The sequence below is a fragment of the Pantoea sp. UBA7232 genome (assembly GCF_002473195.1).
Taxonomy (GTDB): Bacteria; Pseudomonadota; Gammaproteobacteria; order Enterobacterales; family Enterobacteriaceae; genus Pantoea; species Pantoea eucrina.
In genome coordinates, this window is the sequence record NZ_DKTK01000018.1 from 438277 (window position 1) to 457559 (window position 19283).

17 protein-coding genes and 1 tRNA gene are annotated in these 19283 nt (G+C 57.2%); 7 read left to right on the forward strand and 11 right to left on the reverse strand.

The genetic code is table 11. The features are described 5' to 3' along the window. Positions 1-166: 166 nt before the first annotated feature. Positions 167-649 carry a transposase gene (locus tag B4056_RS16615; RefSeq protein ID WP_288655384.1) on the forward strand — a complete coding sequence of 161 codons (483 nt, stop codon included), beginning with the start codon at positions 167-169 and terminating at the stop codon, positions 647-649. Between the two features lie 291 nt (positions 650-940). On the opposite strand, the gene B4056_RS16620 is transcribed toward B4056_RS16615, so the two are convergent. The 7 genes from B4056_RS16620 to B4056_RS16650 all read right to left on the reverse strand — a co-directional run bounded on the left by B4056_RS16620 (position 941) and on the right by B4056_RS16650 (position 9550). Then, entirely contained in the window at positions 941-2722 is a 1782-nt protein-coding gene (locus B4056_RS16620; protein WP_094112147.1) for a thiamine pyrophosphate-requiring protein, read from the reverse strand. A gap of 104 nt (positions 2723-2826) precedes the next feature. Beyond that, positions 2827-3660: a GNAT family N-acetyltransferase gene (locus B4056_RS16625; protein WP_150034264.1), complete on the reverse strand. Its 834-nt coding sequence runs from the start codon at positions 3658-3660 to the stop codon at positions 2827-2829. Positions 3661-3720: 60 nt separating this feature from the next. Then, positions 3721-4680 (reverse strand): HTH-type transcriptional regulator Cbl, encoded by a 960-nt coding sequence (cbl, locus tag B4056_RS16630; RefSeq protein ID WP_094112145.1) that lies wholly within the window; start codon positions 4678-4680, stop codon positions 3721-3723. A gap of 123 nt (positions 4681-4803) precedes the next feature. Further along, positions 4804-5721: a nitrogen assimilation transcriptional regulator NAC gene (gene nac, locus B4056_RS16635; RefSeq protein WP_094112144.1), complete on the reverse strand. Its 918-nt coding sequence runs from the start codon at positions 5719-5721 to the stop codon at positions 4804-4806. A gap of 341 nt (positions 5722-6062) precedes the next feature. Continuing rightward, positions 6063-7094, reverse strand: coding sequence for an ABC transporter permease (locus B4056_RS16640; RefSeq protein WP_113655045.1), 1032 nt, complete (start codon positions 7092-7094; stop codon positions 6063-6065). Positions 7095-7108: 14 nt separating this feature from the next. Beyond that, positions 7109-8593 (reverse strand): sugar ABC transporter ATP-binding protein, encoded by a 1485-nt coding sequence (locus B4056_RS16645; protein WP_039385263.1) that lies wholly within the window; start codon positions 8591-8593, stop codon positions 7109-7111. A 33-nt stretch (positions 8594-8626) separates the two neighbouring features. Continuing rightward, positions 8627-9550, reverse strand: a complete 924-nt coding sequence (locus B4056_RS16650; protein WP_039385265.1) for a sugar ABC transporter substrate-binding protein — start codon at positions 9548-9550, stop codon at positions 8627-8629. A gap of 518 nt (positions 9551-10068) precedes the next feature. On the opposite strand from B4056_RS16650, the gene B4056_RS16655 reads away from it, so the two are divergent. After that, positions 10069-10144, forward strand: a tRNA-Asn gene (locus tag B4056_RS16655). A 124-nt stretch (positions 10145-10268) separates the two neighbouring features. Here B4056_RS16655 and B4056_RS16660 read toward each other — a convergent pair. Further along, positions 10269-11144 (reverse strand): hypothetical protein, encoded by an 876-nt coding sequence (locus B4056_RS16660; RefSeq protein WP_288655392.1) that lies wholly within the window; start codon positions 11142-11144, stop codon positions 10269-10271. Positions 11145-11326: 182 nt separating this feature from the next. Here B4056_RS16660 and B4056_RS16665 point away from each other — a divergent pair, with 182 nt between their 5' ends. From B4056_RS16665 to B4056_RS16675, 3 genes are read left to right on the forward strand one after another with little or no spacing between them, the layout of a single operon-like run. Further along, the gene (locus tag B4056_RS16665) at positions 11327-11986 is read left to right on the forward strand and encodes a TetR family transcriptional regulator (protein WP_104085360.1); all 660 of its coding nucleotides are present in this window, start codon (positions 11327-11329) and stop codon (positions 11984-11986) included. 60 nt (positions 11987-12046) lie between these two features. Further along, positions 12047-13429 (forward strand): D-arabinono-1,4-lactone oxidase, encoded by a 1383-nt coding sequence (locus B4056_RS16670; RefSeq protein WP_094112142.1) that lies wholly within the window; start codon positions 12047-12049, stop codon positions 13427-13429. A gap of 20 nt (positions 13430-13449) precedes the next feature. Beyond that, positions 13450-14277: a glycosyltransferase family 8 protein gene (locus B4056_RS16675; RefSeq protein ID WP_094112141.1), complete on the forward strand. Its 828-nt coding sequence runs from the start codon at positions 13450-13452 to the stop codon at positions 14275-14277. A 243-nt stretch (positions 14278-14520) separates the two neighbouring features. Here the strand turns inward: B4056_RS16675 and B4056_RS16680 are convergent, their stop codons facing one another. Then, complete coding sequence (locus tag B4056_RS16680; RefSeq protein ID WP_113655044.1) at positions 14521-15543, reverse strand: LLM class flavin-dependent oxidoreductase; 1023 nt, start codon at positions 15541-15543, stop codon at positions 14521-14523. Between the two features lie 216 nt (positions 15544-15759). Between B4056_RS16680 and B4056_RS16685 the strand changes: the two genes are divergently transcribed. Both B4056_RS16685 and B4056_RS16690 read left to right on the forward strand, forming a co-directional pair. Continuing rightward, positions 15760-16545 (forward strand): phosphate/phosphite/phosphonate ABC transporter substrate-binding protein, encoded by a 786-nt coding sequence (locus tag B4056_RS16685; protein WP_113655043.1) that lies wholly within the window; start codon positions 15760-15762, stop codon positions 16543-16545. A 68-nt stretch (positions 16546-16613) separates the two neighbouring features. Beyond that, positions 16614-17681 carry a LacI family DNA-binding transcriptional regulator gene (locus B4056_RS16690; RefSeq protein WP_288655397.1) on the forward strand — a complete coding sequence of 356 codons (1068 nt, stop codon included), beginning with the start codon at positions 16614-16616 and terminating at the stop codon, positions 17679-17681. Positions 17682-17717: 36 nt separating this feature from the next. On the opposite strand, the gene B4056_RS16695 is transcribed toward B4056_RS16690, so the two are convergent. Together B4056_RS16695 and B4056_RS16700 are read right to left on the reverse strand one after the other, a co-directional pair. After that, positions 17718-18038: a DUF496 family protein gene (locus B4056_RS16695; protein WP_039385998.1), complete on the reverse strand. Its 321-nt coding sequence runs from the start codon at positions 18036-18038 to the stop codon at positions 17718-17720. A gap of 171 nt (positions 18039-18209) precedes the next feature. Continuing rightward, positions 18210-19268, reverse strand: coding sequence for an FUSC family protein (locus B4056_RS16700; RefSeq protein WP_039385281.1), 1059 nt, complete (start codon positions 19266-19268; stop codon positions 18210-18212). Positions 19269-19283 lie beyond the last annotated feature (15 nt).

Below are 19283 nucleotides of genomic sequence, written 5' to 3' on the forward strand. Positions count from 1 at the left end.
GGAGATGCGTTATTTATCGCGCCCGAACACAACTTTGTAGGGGCGCCATTTATGGCGCCCTGGTAACAACCGGCACCGTTTTCTTTTTCGCGACATCTCGCATCGTTAACGTGGCTGACTCGCCTTTCTGCGCTGAAAAGAGAGAATAAAGGCGCAAGGAGGCACAATGCGAAACCGAAAAAATCCGCGCCTGACGCAATTTGATTATCGTACGCCCGGCGCTTATTTCATTACCCTGGTCACCCGACAGCGTGCGCTGCTGCTGGGTGAGATCCTGTCCGGCAGTATGCACGCTTCGCCGTCCGGCCTTTGTGTTGCCGAAGAGTGGGAGCGCCTTTCTGCCCGTTATAACACGCTGGCAACCGATACATTTATTGTGATGCCCAATCACCTGCACGGCATCATCTGGCTTCAGCCGGGTAATATCTGTTGTTTATCAGCCATTATTAATCACTTTAAAGCGGGTATTTCCCGCCAGCTCGGAACGCCTGTCTGGCAGCGTGGCTTTTATGACCGCGTTATCCGCTCGGAACAGGAGCTGTCTGCAGTTCGCCGTTATATTGCAGAGAATCCATTGAAGTGGGAGCTGGACCGGTTGTTTGTACGAGGAGAGACGAGACATTTAAAGGATGCGGGGGTGAATAGATGATGTCAGGGGCGCATAAACGACGCCAGGGACGCATTAATGCGTCCCCCACGGCGGCACCGGAGATGCGTTATTTATCGCATCTGCACATAACCCCGTAGGGGCGCCATTTATGGCGCCCTGGTAACAACCGGGCATGGCGCATAAACGACGCCAGGGACGCATAAACGACGCCAGGGACGCATTAATGCGTCCCCTGCGAGCACCGGGGGATACGTTATTTATCGCCCCCGAACATAACCCCGCAGGGGCGCCATTTATGGCGCCCGGATAACCGACAGATACCTGGCGGAATCAGCGTTTGGGGCGGATAAGCTGACTGGCGGTGTCACCGATAATCTGTGCCACGCCGCGATCGCCTTTAACCATGGAGGCCATAAAGGATTTCGCCTGCTTAAAGGTGATATGCGGCGGCAGCGGTGCGACTTCCGGATCGGTTTTCACCTCCAGCACCACCGGGCGGTTTGCGCTCAGCGCCTGCTGCCAGGCGGCGGCTAACTCATCCGGATTATCCACCACGATCCCCTGCAGGCCAAGACTCTCGGCAAAACGCGCGTAGGGTACATCGGGCAGCTGCTGTGACGCCTCGAAGCGCGGATTGCCTTCCATCACGCGCTGCTCCCAGGTCACCTGATTAAGATCCTGGTTGTTAAACACGCAGACGATCAGCCGTGGATCGTCCCACTGCTGCCAGTATTTCTGAATAGTGATCAGCTCAGCCATATTATTCATCTGCATCGCCCCGTCTCCGACCAGCGCCACAACCGGTTTATCGGGATAAGCAAACTTAGCGGCGATAGCGAACGGTACAGCGGCACCCATACAGGCGAGACCGCCGGAGAGCGTGGCGCGCTGCCCCTGCTTCACGCGATAGTCGCGCGCAAACCAGTTGGCGCAGGAGCCGGAATCCGAGGTGACAATAGCGTTGTCCGGCAGCTGTGGCGACATCTCCCACACTACCCGCTGTGGATTAACCGGATTAGCCGGCGCCAGCGCCCGCTCCTCCATCAGCTGCCACCAGTCGCGCACCTGCAGCGCAATCTGCTCCTGCCAGTGGCGATCGCTTTTGTGCTGCAGCAGCGGGATCAGCGCCCGCAGCGTTTCGGCGCTATCCCCGTGCAGGTTGACTTCACAGGGATAGCGCAGGCCCAGCATCGCCGGATCGATATCAATCTGTACCGCCCGCACTTTGCCCTCGGCAGGTAAAAACTCGGTCCACGGGAAGCCGGTGCCGATCATCAGCAGCGTGTCGCACTCCTGCATCAGATCCCACGACGGTTTAGTGCCGAGCAGGCCGATTGATCCGGTGACAAACGGCGCATCGTCCGGCAGCACATCTTTACCCAGCAGCGCTTTGGCGACGCCCGCGCCGAGCAGATTCGCAACCTGCACCACTTCCACTGCCGCGCCGCGCGCACCTGCACCGATCAGGATCGCCACCTTGCTGCCGGCGTTGAGGACCTCTGCCGCACGCTGCAGATCTGCTTCATACGGCACGATTTTCGGACGCTGATAGCCAGGACCGGAGTGGGTAAAACCGTGCGCGTGCTGCGGTGGCTGCCAGGTTTCATCCTGAATATCTTTCGGCAGGATCAGCACCGCTACGCCGTTCTGCGCTTTCGCAATGCGCACGCCGCGATCGACCAGATGCTGGATCTGCGCCGGTGCGGCCGCTTCCTGAACAAAATTAGCGACATCAGCAAACACACGATCGAGGTTCATCTCCTGCTGATAGCTGGCGCCGCGCGCGGTCACTTCAGCCTGTCCGGCGATCGCCAGCACCGGTGCATGATCCATTTTCGCATCGTAAAGACCAGTCAGCAGGTGGGTAGCGCCCGGCCCGCCGGTGGAGAGGCAGACGCCAGGCTCACCGGTAAATTTGGCGTGGCCGGCAGCCATAAATGCTGCCATCTCTTCATGCCGCACCTGGATAAACTCAATGCCGGCACCCGCTTTATTGGCGCGCTGGATAGCGCCCAGCACGCCGTTGATGCCATCGCCCGGATAGCCATAAATGCGCGTGACGCCCCACGCCTGCAGGCGCTCGACAAAAAAATCGCTGGTTTTTTTACTCATCCCGCTGCTCCCTTAAAGGCTGTTGTCAGCTTTTAAGGGTAGCTGACAGAAACGGGCGTGCAGAGGATCTGCCGGATTATGGCCTGACTGCGCCCGCTGGCTGCCTAACCCAGCGCCGGGGAGACCAGCGCAAAACAGTGCATCTCCTCTGTCGGGCGCCAGGGGGTGCCGTGCACCATAATGTGCGGCGCATCGACCTGCTGCAGACCCAGCGTTGCCAGCCACTCTGCCAGCCCGGCGTCTGGCGTATCCAGCCGGACAAACTGACCGGTCAGCGTCTGCAGCAGCGCGGCAACGAGCGCCTGCGCCACGCTGCCGTCCCGGGCGATAACCGGGCCGATGGTCCAGCCGCGGCCAAAGCGACGCAGGCTGGCAAAACCCTGTACTCCCTGCGCATCGCGTGCCAGCACGCTGCCGGGCAGCAACTGCTGCAGCAGACGCGCACGCTGCAGGCCGGTCGCCTGCCAGTCGGGCGTGCAGAGTTCCGCACAGGCTGCGCTGCATGCCGGCTCCAGGCTTAGCGCTGGCGGCAGCGCTATAGCGGGAGGCGCGGCTAATGCCGCCGTCTGGTACTGCCATACCTGACCGCACTCCCTGAATCCCAGCTGTGCATAAAGCCCTTTGCCCATTTCCGTTGCATGCAGGCGCAGCGTGCAGCCGGCGAAGCGCGTAATCAGCGCCTGCATTAACTTGCGGCCGATACCGCGTCCGCGCGCCTGCTGGTCCACCACCACCAGGCCAATGGTGGCTGCGCTGCTTCCCCAGCGCCAGCCAAGCGCGCAGCCGGAGAGTCGTCCCGCCTCCTCCATCACCACGCCTTCACCCAGCGCAATCAGCTGCTGCCAGTCCTCAGGACGGTGTGGCCAGCCCGCCTGCTGCGTCAGGGCATGGCCCGCTGCGGCGTCGGCCGCCGTAATATCACGCAACGTCATGCTCATGCGGTTCTCCCTTAGTGAATGCAGAAGAAGAGTGCCACACCGCTGCCGAGCCTGACAGCCTCAGATCTGAAAATCGAGCGCCGGCTCTTCTTCACTCTCATAGGAGAGCGCCTGTCGCCTGATCTCCTCCAGCGACAAATTAGCGTTGCAGAGCTCCAGAAACTGCCAGACATAGTTGCGCTGCAGCTGTCCGCGCTTCAGACCAAGCCAGACGGTGTTAGCTTCAAACAGGTGACGGGCATCAATCTTGACCAGGTTTTCGCCCTGATAGATATCACACGCCTGATCGGCGAGTACGCCAACACCCAGCCCCAGCTCAACATAGGTTTTCACCACATCAGAATCCTGCGCGCTCAGCACAATATCGGGCCGCAGGCTGGCCGCCTGAAACGCCCGATCCACGCGTGAACGACCGGTGATCCCCTGTCGGTAGGTGATTAACGGCCAGGCGCTCAGGCTTTCAAGCGACACCGGCTGCTGCTGCAGCAGTTTATGCCCGGGCGGCACCAGCAGCGAGTGATGCCAGCTGAACCAGGGGAAAGCCGCCAGGCTGGCGTGGTTAACCAGCTGTTCGGAGGCGATACCGACATCCGCTTCCCCGGCCAGCAGCATGGCGACAATCTCCTGCGGCGAGCCCTGATTCAGCTCCAGCCGCACGTTGGGATAGAGCTGGCGGAACGCTTTGATGACGCGCGGCAGGCTGTAACGCGCCTGGGTATGGGTGGTGGCGATCGTCAGCACGCCGCTGGTCTCATTGGTAAACACATCGGCCAGACGCCGCACCTTGCCCGCCTCATCGAGAATGCGTTCGGCTATGGTCAGCAGCGCTTTGCCCGGCTCCGTCATGCCCAGCAAACGTTTTCCGCGCCGGATAAATATCTCTACGCCCAGCTCATCTTCCAGATCGCGGATATGCCGGCTGACCCCTGACTGCGAGGTAAACAGCGTGTTGGCGACTTCAGTCAGATTGAAGTCGCAGCGGGCGGCTTCCCGAATAATTTTAAGTTGCTGGAAATTCACACCCTCTCTCCCTTCTGGCACGGTTTTCGCCATGGTAGGGAGCAGGCGTCAATACAACAAATAATAAAAAACCGCCTGTTATGCGGTTTAGTAATAAAGAGCGTTATCGCGATGCTGTGGTTTTTAGCCCACCAGCATCAGCTCGCGATCGGCAACCGCTGGCTTATTCAGCAGCGACAGCAGTATGGTTTTGACCGCCTGCGCCGCAGGTGAGAGCGGCAGCTGCGCAGACATATTCAGCGACAGCGGCAGCGTCAGCGACGGTGAGGTAATGCGCGCCATCCAGGCGTGCGTTGAGCTGACCAGCGCCCGGGCCGCGGATTCAGGCAGCACGGTTACGCCCAGCCCGCTGGAGATCGCGGCGGTCAGGGTGGCGATCGATTCAATTTCGCCGATGATGCGCGCGCTCAGGCGGCGCAGTGAAAACGCTTCGTCTACCCGCTTGCGCACCGCGCTGTAGTCGCGCGGCAGGAACAGGTTCATCTGCGCCACGTCGGCCAGATCCACCGCCGATCCCGGACAGGCGGTGGCGCCGACCAGATAGAGCTCCTCTTTCAGCAGCGGCAGGCTGGTCACGCCAGCCGCCGGCGAGCGATCGTAGAGCACGGCCATATCGAGCTGACCGTTCAGCACTTTATCATTCAGCGAACTGCCGCTGTTTTCATGCAGATACACCAGCACGTCCGGATACTGCTCGCGCACGGTCTGCAGCAGCGGCATGGTCAGAGAAGAGGCGGCCGTGCCGGGTGCGAGACCAATAGAAACCTGTCCGCTCAGCGTCTGGCCCGCTTTGCTGACGGCGGCCTGCGCCTGTTCACACTGGCGCAATATGGTGCGGGCGTGCGCATAGAGGATTTTACCCGCGTCGGTAGGCGTTACGCCGCGCTTGGTGCGGATCAGCAGCTGCTGATCCAGCTCGCTCTCCAGCGTCGCCACCTGCTGACTGAGCGCCGGTTGCGCAATGTGCAGCACTTCGGCGGCGCGGGTCAGGCTGCCGATATCGACGATGTTCACAAAATATTTCAGCCGTCTTAAGTTCATGTTGCCTCCGTCAATCCGGTTAACCCCTGAAGGGCGCGTAGCCTGCTGGCCGATAAACAGAGTTTTGCAATAAGCAGGCCAGTTATTTCATCGCGGAAAAAAACGGCGGACAGTGGTAATTAAGAGACTGGAAAATAAGCTTTTGTGATTGCCCGAAAGGAAACAGAGTGTGCTGATGCCGCAGCGGGCGGGTAAAGCGGAGGATGGCATGCACTCTGCTGGTGCAAAACCTGCAAGGCAGACGTGCAAAAAAGTGATGACGGAGAGGCGGTAGCGTCGCGTGCCGCCTCCGGCCTGACCCCGGTTATGCCAGGGTCAGCCGTGTCGCAGAGCGAGGTGACTCAGCGTTTTTTGCGGTTGCGATGCATATCAATGGAAACCGCAGCCACAATGATCATGCCTTTGATGATGTCCTGTACATAGGCGTCCACGCCCACGAAGGTAAAGCCGCTTTTGATAAGTCCCAGGATCACGGCGCCGATCAGCGTGCCGGTGATACGCCCTACGCCACCCATCAGGCTGCTGCCGCCGATAACCGCTGCGGCGATAGCATCCAGCTCATACGCCATCCCCATGCTTGACTGGCCGCTGCTGACGCGTGCTGCCAGTACGACGCCTGCCAGGCCCGAGAGCGCGCCGGCGATGGTGTAGACAATGATCAGATACTTGTTAACGTTGATGCCGGACACTTTAGCTGACGTCATGTTGCCGCCAATCGCATAGACATATTTGCCGTAGCGGGTATGTTTCAGCGCGATGTGGAACAGGAACGCCACCACCAGGAAGATGATAACCGGCATGGCGCCCTGACCAATCGAGGTAAAGCTGTCTGACAGAAAGCTGATCGGATTACCCTGCGTATAGTACTGCGCCAGACCGCGCGCGGACACCATCATCCCCAGCGTGGCGATAAAGGGCGGAATACCGGTGCGGGTGATCAGCACGCCGTTGATGACGCCGCACAGCAGCCCGACGCCAATACCGGCGCCAATAGGGATAGCCGCAGGCAGGTTAACCAGCGAGGGAAACATCGGCGACAGGCTTTCTGAGGTTTGCGCCAGGCTTGCCGCCACCACCGCCGTCAGGGCGATAACGGAGCCGGAGGAGAGATCGATACCGGTGGTGATAATGACCTGCGTAACGCCGACCGCGATAATACCGATGATGGCGACCTGCAGCACAATCAGAACTAAACGGTTGGTGTTGAGCAGAAAAGACTGGTCGCGTACGTACCAGCCGGCAATTTCAAAAATCAGCGCAATGCCTAACATCACCACAAAAATGCCGGTATCTTTCGGCAGCTTGTGGCGCAGATTACTGAAGAAGGAGCTTTGTTCAGTGGCCTGCGCGGCCGTAGCTTTTACATTATTCATAGGGATCTCAAGCCTCACTCAGATGCCAGCGACAAAATGGTTTCCTGATCGGCCTCTTCTTTACTGAGGATGCCGGTTATGCGCCCGCCGTGCATCACCATGATGCGGTCACTCATGCCGAGAATTTCCGGCAGCTCAGAGGAGACCATGATGATAGCGACGCCGCGATTAGCGAGTTCGCTGATCAGGCGGTAGATCTCTGCTTTGGCTCCCACATCGATGCCGCGGGTCGGTTCGTCCAGAATCAGGATCTTCGGCTGTGCCAGCAGCCAGCGCGCAATCAGCACTTTCTGCTGGTTACCGCCGCTGAGGTTATTGATGATCTGATCCATGGTCGGGGTTTTGATATTGAGCTTGCGGATCTGCTCCATACAGTCCTGCGCCATTTTCACATGGCTGACAAAGCCGCTTTTGCCGGTGTAACCGGGCATGTTAACGATGCTCATGTTCTCCATTACTGAAAGAACCAGAAACAGCCCTGACTTCTTGCGATCCTCGGTCAGAAACGCCATGCCTTTCTCGATGGCCGTGGAGGGCGAATCGATGCTGACCGGCACGCCGTCAATCAGCACTTCACCGCTGTCGTAGCTCTCCATGCCAAACAGGCTCTCCATCACCTCACTGCGCCCTGCGCCCACCAGCCCGGCCACGCCCAGAATTTCTCCCCTGCGCACGCTGAAGCTGATATCGCTAAAGCGCTCTTTGCTGCTCAGGCCGCGCACCGTCAGCACATCGTCGCCGATGGTGCCGTTGAATTTAGGGAACAGCTGGGTGAGCTCACGCCCTACCATCTGGGTGATCAGCGACTGCCGCGTAAACGCGCTGGTATCGTTGCTGCCGACCCAGGTGCCGTCGCGGAAGATGCTGATCTCATCGGTAATGGTAAAAATCTCATCCATCTTATGGCTGATATAGATAATCGCCTTGCCCTGCGCCCGCAGGTCGCGAATGATAGTGAACAGGTGCGCCACTTCGGTTTCGGTCAGCGCGGAGGTGGGTTCATCCATGATCACCACGTCAGAGTTCCACGATACCGCTTTGGCAATCTCCACCATCTGCTGTGCCGCAATGCTCAGCTCGCCCACCATGCGATCCGCTTTGAGGCGAATATTGAGTTTGTTGAGCAACTCCTGCGTCTGGCGGTTTAGCAGGGCGTGATCGACGAAGCCAAACTTCATCGGTTCACGCCCGAGCCAGATGTTCTCCGCCACGGTCATATGCGGTACCAGGTTCAGCTCCTGATGGATCATCGAGATGCCGGAACGCAGCGCGTCCATGGTGTCCTGAAACTGCACGGGTTCCCCTTTGATGCGAATAGTGCCCTTATCGGGACGGTAAATCCCGATAAGGCATTTCATCAGCGTGGATTTGCCTGCGCCATTCTCGCCCATCAGGGCATGTACCGACCCCGGCCTGATTCGCAGTGAGACGTTATCGAGCGCCTTCACTCCGGGGAAGAACTTGCTGATGCCTTCGGCTTCAAGCGCAAAAGCGGTCATACATCACCTCCATACGGCTTAAGGGGAGAGCGGTTATTTCTGGTTGCGATTCTCAAACTGCGCCATGTTCTCTTTGGTGATCAGCTGGTAAGGGATGTTGATCACTTTCTCAACTTTCTCCCCTTTTGCGAGGCTCACCGCAGCCCGCACTGCGCCTGCACCCTGCCCGCTGGCATCCTGGAAAACCGTGGCGACCATTTTGCCGTTTTTCAGCATCTGCAGCGCATCCGGGGTGCCATCCACGCCGGCGATCAGGATATGGTTCGGGTTTTTACCCAGCGCCTGCAGTGCGCCAATCGCCATTTCATCGTTGTTAGAGGCGATAGCCTGGATGTCATCGCCGGCGGTCATCCAGTTGCTGACCACATCCACCGCGTCGTTACGGGTGAATTTTGCGGTCTGTTTCTGCACCACTTTGATATCGGGATATTTCGCGACCACCGCTTCCACCCCTTTGGTGCGGTCGCGCGTTGATTCGTTCGCTAAATCGCCCATCAGGATCGCCACGTTGCCTTTGCCGTTCATCGCTTTAGCCAGCGCTTCCATCTGCAGGCGACCCGCCAGCTCGGAGTCTGAGCCGACATACGCCATCTTGTCCGTGAGTTCACCGGCAGGTTTACGGTTAACGAAGATCAGCGGAATGTTGGCTTTTTTCGCCGCGTCCATAATCGGTTTCACGGCGTTGGTATCCACCGGGTTGACGATGATGGCGTCCACGCCCTGTCCGATAAAGTTCTGTACCTGCTGCAGCTGCTGTGACACATCCCCTTTGGCATCTTCCAGCTGGCCTTTTACGTTATCTTTCTGCATCTCTTTCTGCATGGCCGTGCGCAGAATGGTCAGGAAATTGTCGTCAAACAGCGCCATTGAGACGCCAACCTGCAGATCTTTCGCCATAACCGCAGCGGGCAACATGCAGGCCAACAGGGAAGTGACTAACGCTTTTTTAAATTTCATAGGGCACCTTCTACCTTCTTATTGTTGGTTAACGCACGCACAGCATGATGCATCAGGTAAATGAAAAAAATTTTTTGCCTTTGCGCACCGCGGCTGGCGTTATTTATGGGTACAGATTTTGGATAGTTGCACTTTTCGCGCTGAAGCCAGCTGATGTTGTTCTGAAGAACGCGCTCCTTATCAACAGGTTAATTTTGCTGTCACCGCCACCGGGTAAAAAATAGTTTCCGGCGTGATGATAAGCAGTTCATTTGTTTCATACTTGCTTCATATGAAATTTTCATCATAAAAGCACTGAAACGGTTGTTTTAAAATCAGCAAACCGCAAAAATTTGACACGCCTCTAACATCTCAGCGGAAATGCCTCTGAAGTGAGATCCTGTTGGCAGTTTGCTTTGCCACCATATCAGGCAGAAAAGCAGCAGAATGGTGCTTTTGCGCGCACTTAAACCAAAAGTGTGCAGTACGGCTTTGACAAGCGGGATCGGGCTCGCTACTATTCGCCTCGTTCACACGATTCCTCTGTAGTTCAGTCGGTAGAACGGCGGACTGTTAATCCGTATGTCACTGGTTCGAGTCCAGTCAGAGGAGCCAGAATTAGAAAAGCCCGCTCAGGGAAACCTGAGCGGGCTTTTTGCTATGTTGCGTTTTGATGTGGTACTGGCTGGTGATGTATCAGGCTGGCCAGAAGGGTCAGGCTTTGGTAGCAATGGAAGAGTTAACTCACTTTAATCGACATGTCTTTGCGGTTTCGCATATTGTGATAAAGAGTTGTATTGCTTTCGGTATCTCCTTCAAGCGTGGAATATTGACTCAACGTGTCGCTGTCTGAATATATACTCGAAGAACATCCTGTAGCAGGACCGAGATCAGACTCAGAATTTTTTCGAAATTCGATAAAAGAAACTATATCATTGTTTGTTATGCTTTTTTCTAAGGTATTTATCTTTGGTTCTGGTTCATTGCTAACAGAAGGTTTAGTATTATTATTCATTCCTGATAATTCATCATATTCACGTTTTAACCTATCTGTATTCTCTTCAGTTGTAATTAATTTTATCTGAGGAGGCACATTACTAAGAATCGAAAAAATATCCTTCGCATTCAAATTAGCTTCATGAATATCTGTAAGATTAATTTCTCCTGATGGCATAAGAAGATCATTATCCCTGCTGAGCCCTAATTTTTCTCTGAGCATGATCGATGAACAGAGAGCAGTAAAATTGCTGTCAGGTACAAAACCCTCTGCCTTTTCGCTTCCTCTGGATACGATAATCTGCATTACGTTATACCGACTATCAGGCCTTAACGTAATATCCATTTTATTAAGATGTAGCTCTATTTTTTCCATATTTTGCAGTGAATCTGGCGTAGCTTTTCTATCACGAAGTTCGGTTCTGAGTTGAGCTATCACTGACTTATAGACTTCCTCCTTTTCTCTTCTGACTCCGCCAAATGTAAAAATATCAACAACACGCTCCAGCATACTTTTTGGCCGGGTAACATCTTTCATATTTAATTCACTGCCGATGCCCATCGCATAGGCGCTAAGCCGGGAAGCTTCTTTGGTACTGATTAAAGAGGGAACTGACATAATTTCTCCTGAACTGCGTCTAAAAAACAGCCCTATAGTAAAAATGATCTCCTCTCTGCGCGCTCTCTAAATTCGCTCCTTACGGCCTGAAATTCACCGCTGGCTTCGCGCCACACGTACTGCTGTCCGGGCTGGAGTATGCCTGTGTTATCATGGGGTTTTTAATCAACGCTGTGAAAACCATGTCTGAGACCCCCGGTAAACGCAAAAATGATCCGGAAGGATTAAAGCGCCGTATCATTGCGGCTGCGCTCTCTGTTTTCGCCGAATATGGCCTGCCGGGCGCGCGCATGGAGCAGATTGCAGCGCTGGCGCAGACCACGAAACGCATGGTGGTTTATCACTTCACCAGCAAAGAAGCGCTCTACATTGAGGTGCTGGAGCAGGTGTATCGCGCCATGCGCGAGCATGAAACCAGCCTGCAGCTTGCCACACTCGAACCGGAACAGGCGATGATCAAACTGGTTGAGGCGAGCTTTGATTATCATGTGGCGCATCCGGACTTTATGCGGCTGGTCTGCAGCGAGAACCTGCTGCGCGGGCGCTATATCATGCAGTCTGAGCGGATCAAAACGCTTAACCGCAGCGCGCTCGATCTGCTTGAAGCGATACTGACGCGTGGCCAGCAGCAGGGGCTGTTTTACCGCGACCTTAACAGCGTGGATGTGCACCGCCTGATCAGCAGTATCTGCGTGCATCATGTGTCGAACCGCTACACCTTTCATACGCTGTTCACGCCTGACGACAGCGAAGCGGAAACCATTCGCCGCAACCGCCAGCTGGCCGTGGCGGCAACGCTGCGTTACATTCGCCAGGCCCCGTCGTCTGCGGGTTCGCTGTGATGGTCTACGCTTGATCTCATCAACGGGACCGTCACAGACCTGAGACTAAGGAACACTGAAGTGAACAAAGATGCCCTTCTCTATCCGTTACGCAACACCCAGGATACTGAACATGATACCGCCCTGTGGAACTGGGCGCAGAACTCTGTCGTGGGCCAGCGTCAGCAGCTGCATCAGCCGCAAACGGAAGCTGAGCTACAGCAGTTGCTGCGCGATACGCGCGGAAAAGTGCGTCTGGTCGGCAGCCGGCTGTCGCCAGGCCGGATGCTCTGCGTGCAGCCTGATGACCTGCTGCTCGACCTGAGCGCCTTTACCGGCGTGGTGGCTGAAGATGACAATTCCATCACTTTTGCAGCCGGTACGCTGCTGCAGGAAGTTTACGACACCTTAACCGCACGCGATCGCATGCTCGCTTCTTCGCCGGGCGTGATTGCCGTTCAGACGCTGGCCGGCGCGCTGGCGACCGGCACTCACGGTCAGGGTTTACAGCAGAGTTCACTGGCCGATGAAGCGCTGCGCATCCGTATGGTGCTGGCTGATGGCAGCGTACGCGAGTTTACGCGCGGTGAGCCCGAGTTTCCGGCAGCGCAGGTTGCACTGGGTTCGCTTGGCGTCGTGACGGCGGTTACGCTGCGCACCCAGCCGTTTCGCTTATTTACCTGCTACAAGTTTGCCGTCAGTGCCGATGGACTGGAGCAGGATCTGCTGAAGTGGAATAGCGACTATGAGCTGAGCAAAGCCTGGTGGTTTGTCGATGACAACCTGATGCACGTCTGGAACGCTGAACAGGCGAGCGATGAGGATACGCAGGCCTGGCACGCCAACGGACGTCAGGTGATTGAGCATGGCGATAACGCCGACAGCAGCCTGAACCATACGATCGATCAGACGCTGGCGCAAATGCACCGCGATACGCAAATCCACGGTAAAGGCGGTAAACAGTTCCGCACCGTCACCCGGTTCCGCGATTTCACCGATGTCAGCGGCGATATTTATCAGCTTTTTTGTCGCGGTATTGCGGTGCCGCAGATCAACGTAGAAATTGCCGTGCCGCTCGATAGAACGCCGCAGGTTATCAGCAAAATCAAAGCCTGGTACGCTGAGCATCAGCCGCATATGCACTACCCGATTATCCTGCGCTGCACCGGCGCCTCGGAGGGCTGGCTGAGCCCGTCACATCAGCAGCCCTCCTGCTTCTTTGGCTTTGTGGTCTACTACGCGGATGATGGCTCGCTGTCGCAGGAGGGCCTGCATTTTCTGACGGAGGTGGAGAAGCTGCTGGCTGCCGAAGGCGGACGTCCGCACTGGGGGAAATATTACGATCCGCAGCGCTATCAGTGGCGCGATATCTATCCACAGTGGGATGCGTTCCGCGCGGTGCGTGAGACGCTGGATCCTGCCCGTCGTTTCAGTAACGACTATACCACCGCGCTTTTTGACTGATGTTTGTACAGGGAGAGAGTATGTTCGCCTGGGTAACGCTGCTGACGCAGCCCGATTATGTTATTGGCGTGAAAGCGCTGCACCGTTCGCTTCAGCGCAGTGAAACCCGCTGGCCGCTGGTTGTGATGGTAACGGATGCAATCGATGCTGACACGCGCGCTGCGCTGCAGGCTGCGGGCTGCGTGATCCATCCGGTCGCACCGCTGATGCCTGACAGCGCGCTGGAGCAGCACTACGCCTCGGCACAGTTTGGCGAGGTGTGGAGTAAACTACGCGCGTGGGAGCTGACCGACTATGAGCGCGTGGTCTTTCTGGATGCCGATATGCTGGTCCTGCAGAATATGGATGAGCTGTTTACGCTGGATATGGGTAAGTATGCGCTGGCCGCCTGCCACGCCTGCCGCTGTAATCCAAACCAGATTGCGAGCTATCCGGCCAGCTGGCAGCCGGAAAACTGTCACTATACCTGGCATGACCGGGGTGAAACGGCGCCCGCCACGCTTGATGCTTATCTCAATGGCGGTTTCCTGGTGCTGAAACCGGATAACGCTGTGTTCAGCTGGCTGCAGCAGAAAGTGCAGGAGATTGACGATCTTAAGCGCTATCCCTTCTCCGAGCAGGATCTGCTGAATGAGGTGTTTGCCGGACGCTGGCTGCCGCTCTCTTATATCTATAACGCGCTGAAGACGCTGCCATTTCAGCACAGCGCTATGTGGCAGCAGGATAAGGTTAAAAACCTGCACTATATCCTCGCCAAGCCGTGGAAGCGCGATCTCAATCAGCCAGAAGAAGAGCGCGACCGCTATTATGCGCTGGACAAGCTGTGGTGGGAGCGCGGTACCACATAGCGGCGCCGGTTTTCATCGGCGGCCAGGGCGCCATGAATGGCGCCCCTACAATGATGGTGTACCGTAGGGGCCGCATTTATGCGGCCCTGGTTTTATACGCGGTCAGGGCGCCATGAATGGCGCCCCTGTAATGGCGGTAAGGGCCGCATTTATGCGGCCCTGATTTTATACGCGGCCAGGGCGCCATGAATGATAATGCAACGTAGGGGCCGCATTTATGCGGCCCTGGTTTCAAACGGCCGGTTAACGCCAGCCGAGCGCCGGGGCGACGTGGGTGAGGATGCTGTCGATAACGTGCGCGCAGTAATCCACGCCGAGCTGATTTGGAATAGTCAGCAGCAGCGTATCTGCCTCTGCAATACCCTCATCTTCTGCCAGCATCTTTATCAGGCGATCCGGCTCGGCTGCATAGCTGCGGCCGAAGATGGCGCGCGTCTTCTCATCCAGAAAACCGACTGAATCCTGATCCTGACCACCGCGGCCAAAATAGGCGCGATCGGTATCATTCATCAGCGCAAAGATACTGCGGCTCACCGACACGCGCGGCGTGCGCTGATGGCCTGCGGCAGCCCAGGCTGCACGGTAGGCACGGATCTGCTGTGCCTGCTGCACATGGAAGGGTTCGCCGGTTTCATCATCTTTCAGGGTAGAACTCTGCAGGTTCATCCCCTGCTCTGCGGCCCAGACGGCAGTGGCGTTTGAGCCGGAGCCCCACCAGATACGCTCGCGCAGCCCTTCAGAGAACGGCTCCAGGCGCAGCAGCCCTGGCGGGTTCGGGAACATCGGCTGCGGATTTGGCTTTGCAAACCCCTCACCGCGCAGCACGTCCAGCAGCGCCTCGGTATGCCGGCGTCCCATATCCGCATCGCTCTCGCCGGCGCGGGGATCAAAGCCAAAGTAGCGATACCCCTCAATCACCTGCTCCGGTGAACCGCGGCTCAGTCCGAGCTGCAGACGGCCGCCGGAAATCAGATCGGCTGCGCCCGCGTCTTCTGCCATATAGAGCGGATTTTCATAACGCATATCAATAACGCCAGTCCCGATTTCAATGCGGCGGGTTTTCGCCCCCACCGCCGCCAGCAGCGGAAACGGCGAACTCAGCTGACGGGCAAAATGGTGGACGCGGAAGTAGGCGCCGTCGGCCCCCAGCTCTTCTGCCGCCACCGCAAGGTCAATAGACTGCAGCAGTACATCCTGCGCCGAGCGGGTGGCAGAATGGGGTGATGGCGTCCAGTGGCCGAATGAGAGAAAACCAATTTTTTTCATGTTTCAGTGCTCCCCGCCGGCGACAAAATCGCCTGACGTTACCTATGTATAAATCGATAAACAGAGGGTACGCCAGCGCGGCAGGCAGTGATAGCCAATAGTTTTCGTGCGCATCTTCAACTTTTTTGTACAACCGCAGCCACCCTCTCGCTTATCAATCTCAGCTATCCTTAAACACTGATTTGCCGAACAGGCTGATGCACTCAGGGATGCCCTATGCACCTTATCTCTTTACCTATGTATGACATCGACAGCGCGACGACGGCGGCCACAACCAGCGCGCTGCTGAAACTGCTGGCAAAACGCGATGTGACAGCAGAGGTGGTCGCCCCGGACGATCTGCTTACCCACTGGCGCGACGACAATCTGCTGCTGAGCCAGACCTGCGGCTATGCGCTGGTCAGTCAGCTGCCGGAGGTACAGCTGGTTGGTACGATGCAGTCGTGCGCAGCGGGCTGCCAGGATCTGCGTTATCGCAGCTGGCTGGTGGTGCGCCAGGCGGAGAACGCCCGCATGCTGGAAGATTTTCGCGGACGCCGTGCCGTATGCAACAGCGCTGACTCACACTCCGGTTACAACGCCCTGCGCTATGCGATCGCACCGCTTGCAGAGAACGGTAAATTTTTTGCCGAAACGCACTTCAGCGGCAGCCATCAGCAGTCGCTGGCGGCGCTGCGCCGCAATGAAGCGGATATCGCCGCCATTGACTGCATTACCTGGGCGCTGCTGCAGAAGTATCAGCCGCAGGCGCTGGCCGATGTGACAATTATTGGCGAGACGCCGCTCTGCCCGGCCCTGCCGCTTATTACCTCTGCCCGCACCGATAGCCTGCTGCTGGAAAAACTGCGCAGCGCCTTATTTGAACTGGCCAACGTTGAGGATTTTAAACCGCTGATGCAGGCTAACCTGCTGGCCGGTTTCTCCGTGCCCCGCCGCAGCTACTATGATGAGGTGCTCGCGTGGGAGCAGCAGGCGGCAGCCATGGGCGTTACCCGGCTCTGAACAACGCGGGAACAGGTGACTAACGGGAAAATTTGTTACACTCGCCGCAGTCAATTCAGGAGAATGTAATGACCGCGCGCTCTGTAACGCTGGATGATGTCGCCCGCCTGGCCGGCGTCTCTTATCAAACGGTTTCCCGGGTACTGAACCATTCGTCGCAGGTCTCGGCACGCACGCGCGCCCGGGTAGAGGCGGCGATGGCAGAACTCAGCTACGTACCCAACCGCGTGGCGCAGCAGCTGGCGGGAAAGGCAACGCGCACGCTGGGACTGGCCACCAGCGATCTGGCGCTGATGGCGCCGGCGCAGATCGCCTCTGCGATTCAGCAGCGGGCCGCGGCGGCGGGGTATCACCTGGTGATCGCCATGGCTAACGCGCAGAGCGCCGCATCCGATACGGTCAATGAGCTGCTGGCGCAGCGCGTTGATGCCCTGCTGATTAACCTGCCGCTGGATGCCGCACAGGCGGCGCAGATTCAGCAGCAGTGCGGCAGTAAACCCGCCCTGTTTCTTGATGTCGAAACCTGCGCGCCGGTGCCGCAGTGTCAGTATCAGAGTAGCTGCGGGGCGCTGCAGGCTGTGGATCATCTGGTGGCGCTGGGGCATCGTGAAATTGGCGTGCTGAACGGTCCGGCGCGCTCAGCCTCTGCCCGCGCACGTTTTGCGGACTGGCAGCGGGCGCTGGCACAGCATCAGCTGCAGCCTTATTGTGTTCTGGAGGGTGACTGGAGCGCGGCGTCCGGCTATCAGGCACTGCTCACCCTGCTGCCGGATCGGCTGCCGCAGGCGCTGTTGGTGGCTAACGATCAGATGGCGCTGGGTGCGATGCGCGCGCTACACCAGCACGGCGTGGCGATCCCGGCGGATATCTCGCTGATTGGTTACGATGACACCGCAGAGAGCGCCTGGTATCAGCCACCGCTGACCACCATCCGGCAGGATCTGCAGCAGCTTGGGCGTATCAGCGTGGACCGGATCCTGGCGCAGCTGGCCGGAGAGACGCTGCCTGCGCCGTTGCTCGAGACCGGGCTGATTCTGCGCGAAACCACGGCCGCTCCGCAGCAGGATGGCCTGGATAACAGCGAAATTGCCCGCCAGCTGCAGGTCCTGGCGCAGGCATTAAAAAGGTCGCCATAATGGCGACCTCGTCACAGTGAAACCTTACTGCCGCACTTAGTGTCCTTTCGGCTCACCCATGCTTTTCAGTTTTTTCGACAGGTCGCGACGCTCTTTCGACAGATCGGCGTTTTTAATGATGTACTCATCCACGCGATCTTCATAGTCCACGCGCATAGAGGCGATGATCTCCTGGATCGCCTCCACGCTCATGCCGGGTTTGATATATTCACTCAGGTTATCCAGCAGCAACACACGTTTCTGGTTATCACGGATTTTCTTTTCGTTATCGTGAATTTCGCGCTGCAGTTTGTTTTTACGACGAAACATACGCACAAACTCCAGCACGTCCTGAAATGATTGCTTGGCATTTTCCATGTTGGCACCTTTCTTAAGGCCTGCAGCAGCAGGCGGAATAGTCATATAACGTCAAGAGTTGTAGCTTAGCGGCTGTTGAGCCGGGTTAGCAATTCTCACAGCAAATTTCAGACTGGCTCTTATCTTAGCGCAAAGAAAGGGCGATTCGCACTAAGTGGTTGCCGGAGAAAACTATTTACGCAGCGCCAGCCGGACCAGATCGGTCATGCGCTCCAGCTGCCGCGCCTGCTCCAGGCTCAGCCAGACGTAGCCGTAAATCGCCGTGGTTTCAAGCTGCGCGCTGCCGCTGGCGATCAGCGCCTCCAGCTCCTGCACTATCTCCTCCAGGGCGTGGCTGTTTGCGATAACCTGTTCCGTCTCGCCTTTTTGCAGCAGCAGCGCCAGCGCGTTCAGCGTCTCTTCAGTCATCTGCTGGGTACGCCGCAGCGCAGGTGCACTGAGCAGCAGCAGATGACTCTCGCGTGAGGCCCACCAGGCTTCAATCTGCATCTGCATGGTATTGACCATGTTACGGTTGATGGTCTGGATCGCTTCAAACACCGATTTTGGAATACGCGTCTCTTTACTGGCGGGCTCAAGCAGCGCGCGCATTCTGATCACGCTGCTGAGCAGCTTCTGAAAGCGCGTATTGAGACGCGGCTTCTCGACCAGATTAGGGGAAAAGCCGGCGTGATGGATCTTTGCCATGCTGACAAACGCATCTGAAAGCTGTATACGCCAGTGGATATAGGCGCGCTGCGCCCAGATGGCACTGAACAGCAGCGCCATCAGCGAGCCTAAAATCACATCGCCGCCGCGCCACAGCGCCACGGTGAAATCACCGGCTGGCGCCCCTACTACCACGCCGAGCGTGATGCCAATCAGCAGCGCCATGTAGGGATGTTTGCCCAGCGTCAGATAGCCACAGACAATCATTACCGCAAAGCACCAGACCAGCATCAGCGGCAGCGAGATCAGCTCCAGCTTCAGCGCAATCAGTCCGGAAATCAGCCCGGCAAAGGTTCCGCTGATGCGCTGAATCACGCGCGGCAGCACGTTTCCCCAGGTTGAGATAGGTCCCATTACCACCACCAGCGTAATCAGTGGCCAGGTACCTTCGGGAATATTTGTCAGCCTGACAAACAGAAAGCAGAGCACAAAGGCGATTGCGATACGCACGCCGTGTACGGCGCGGTAGTGGCGGTAGAACCAGAATTCAATCGACGAGACAGGCTTGTCAGCGCGTAACATGGTGATCCGGAAACG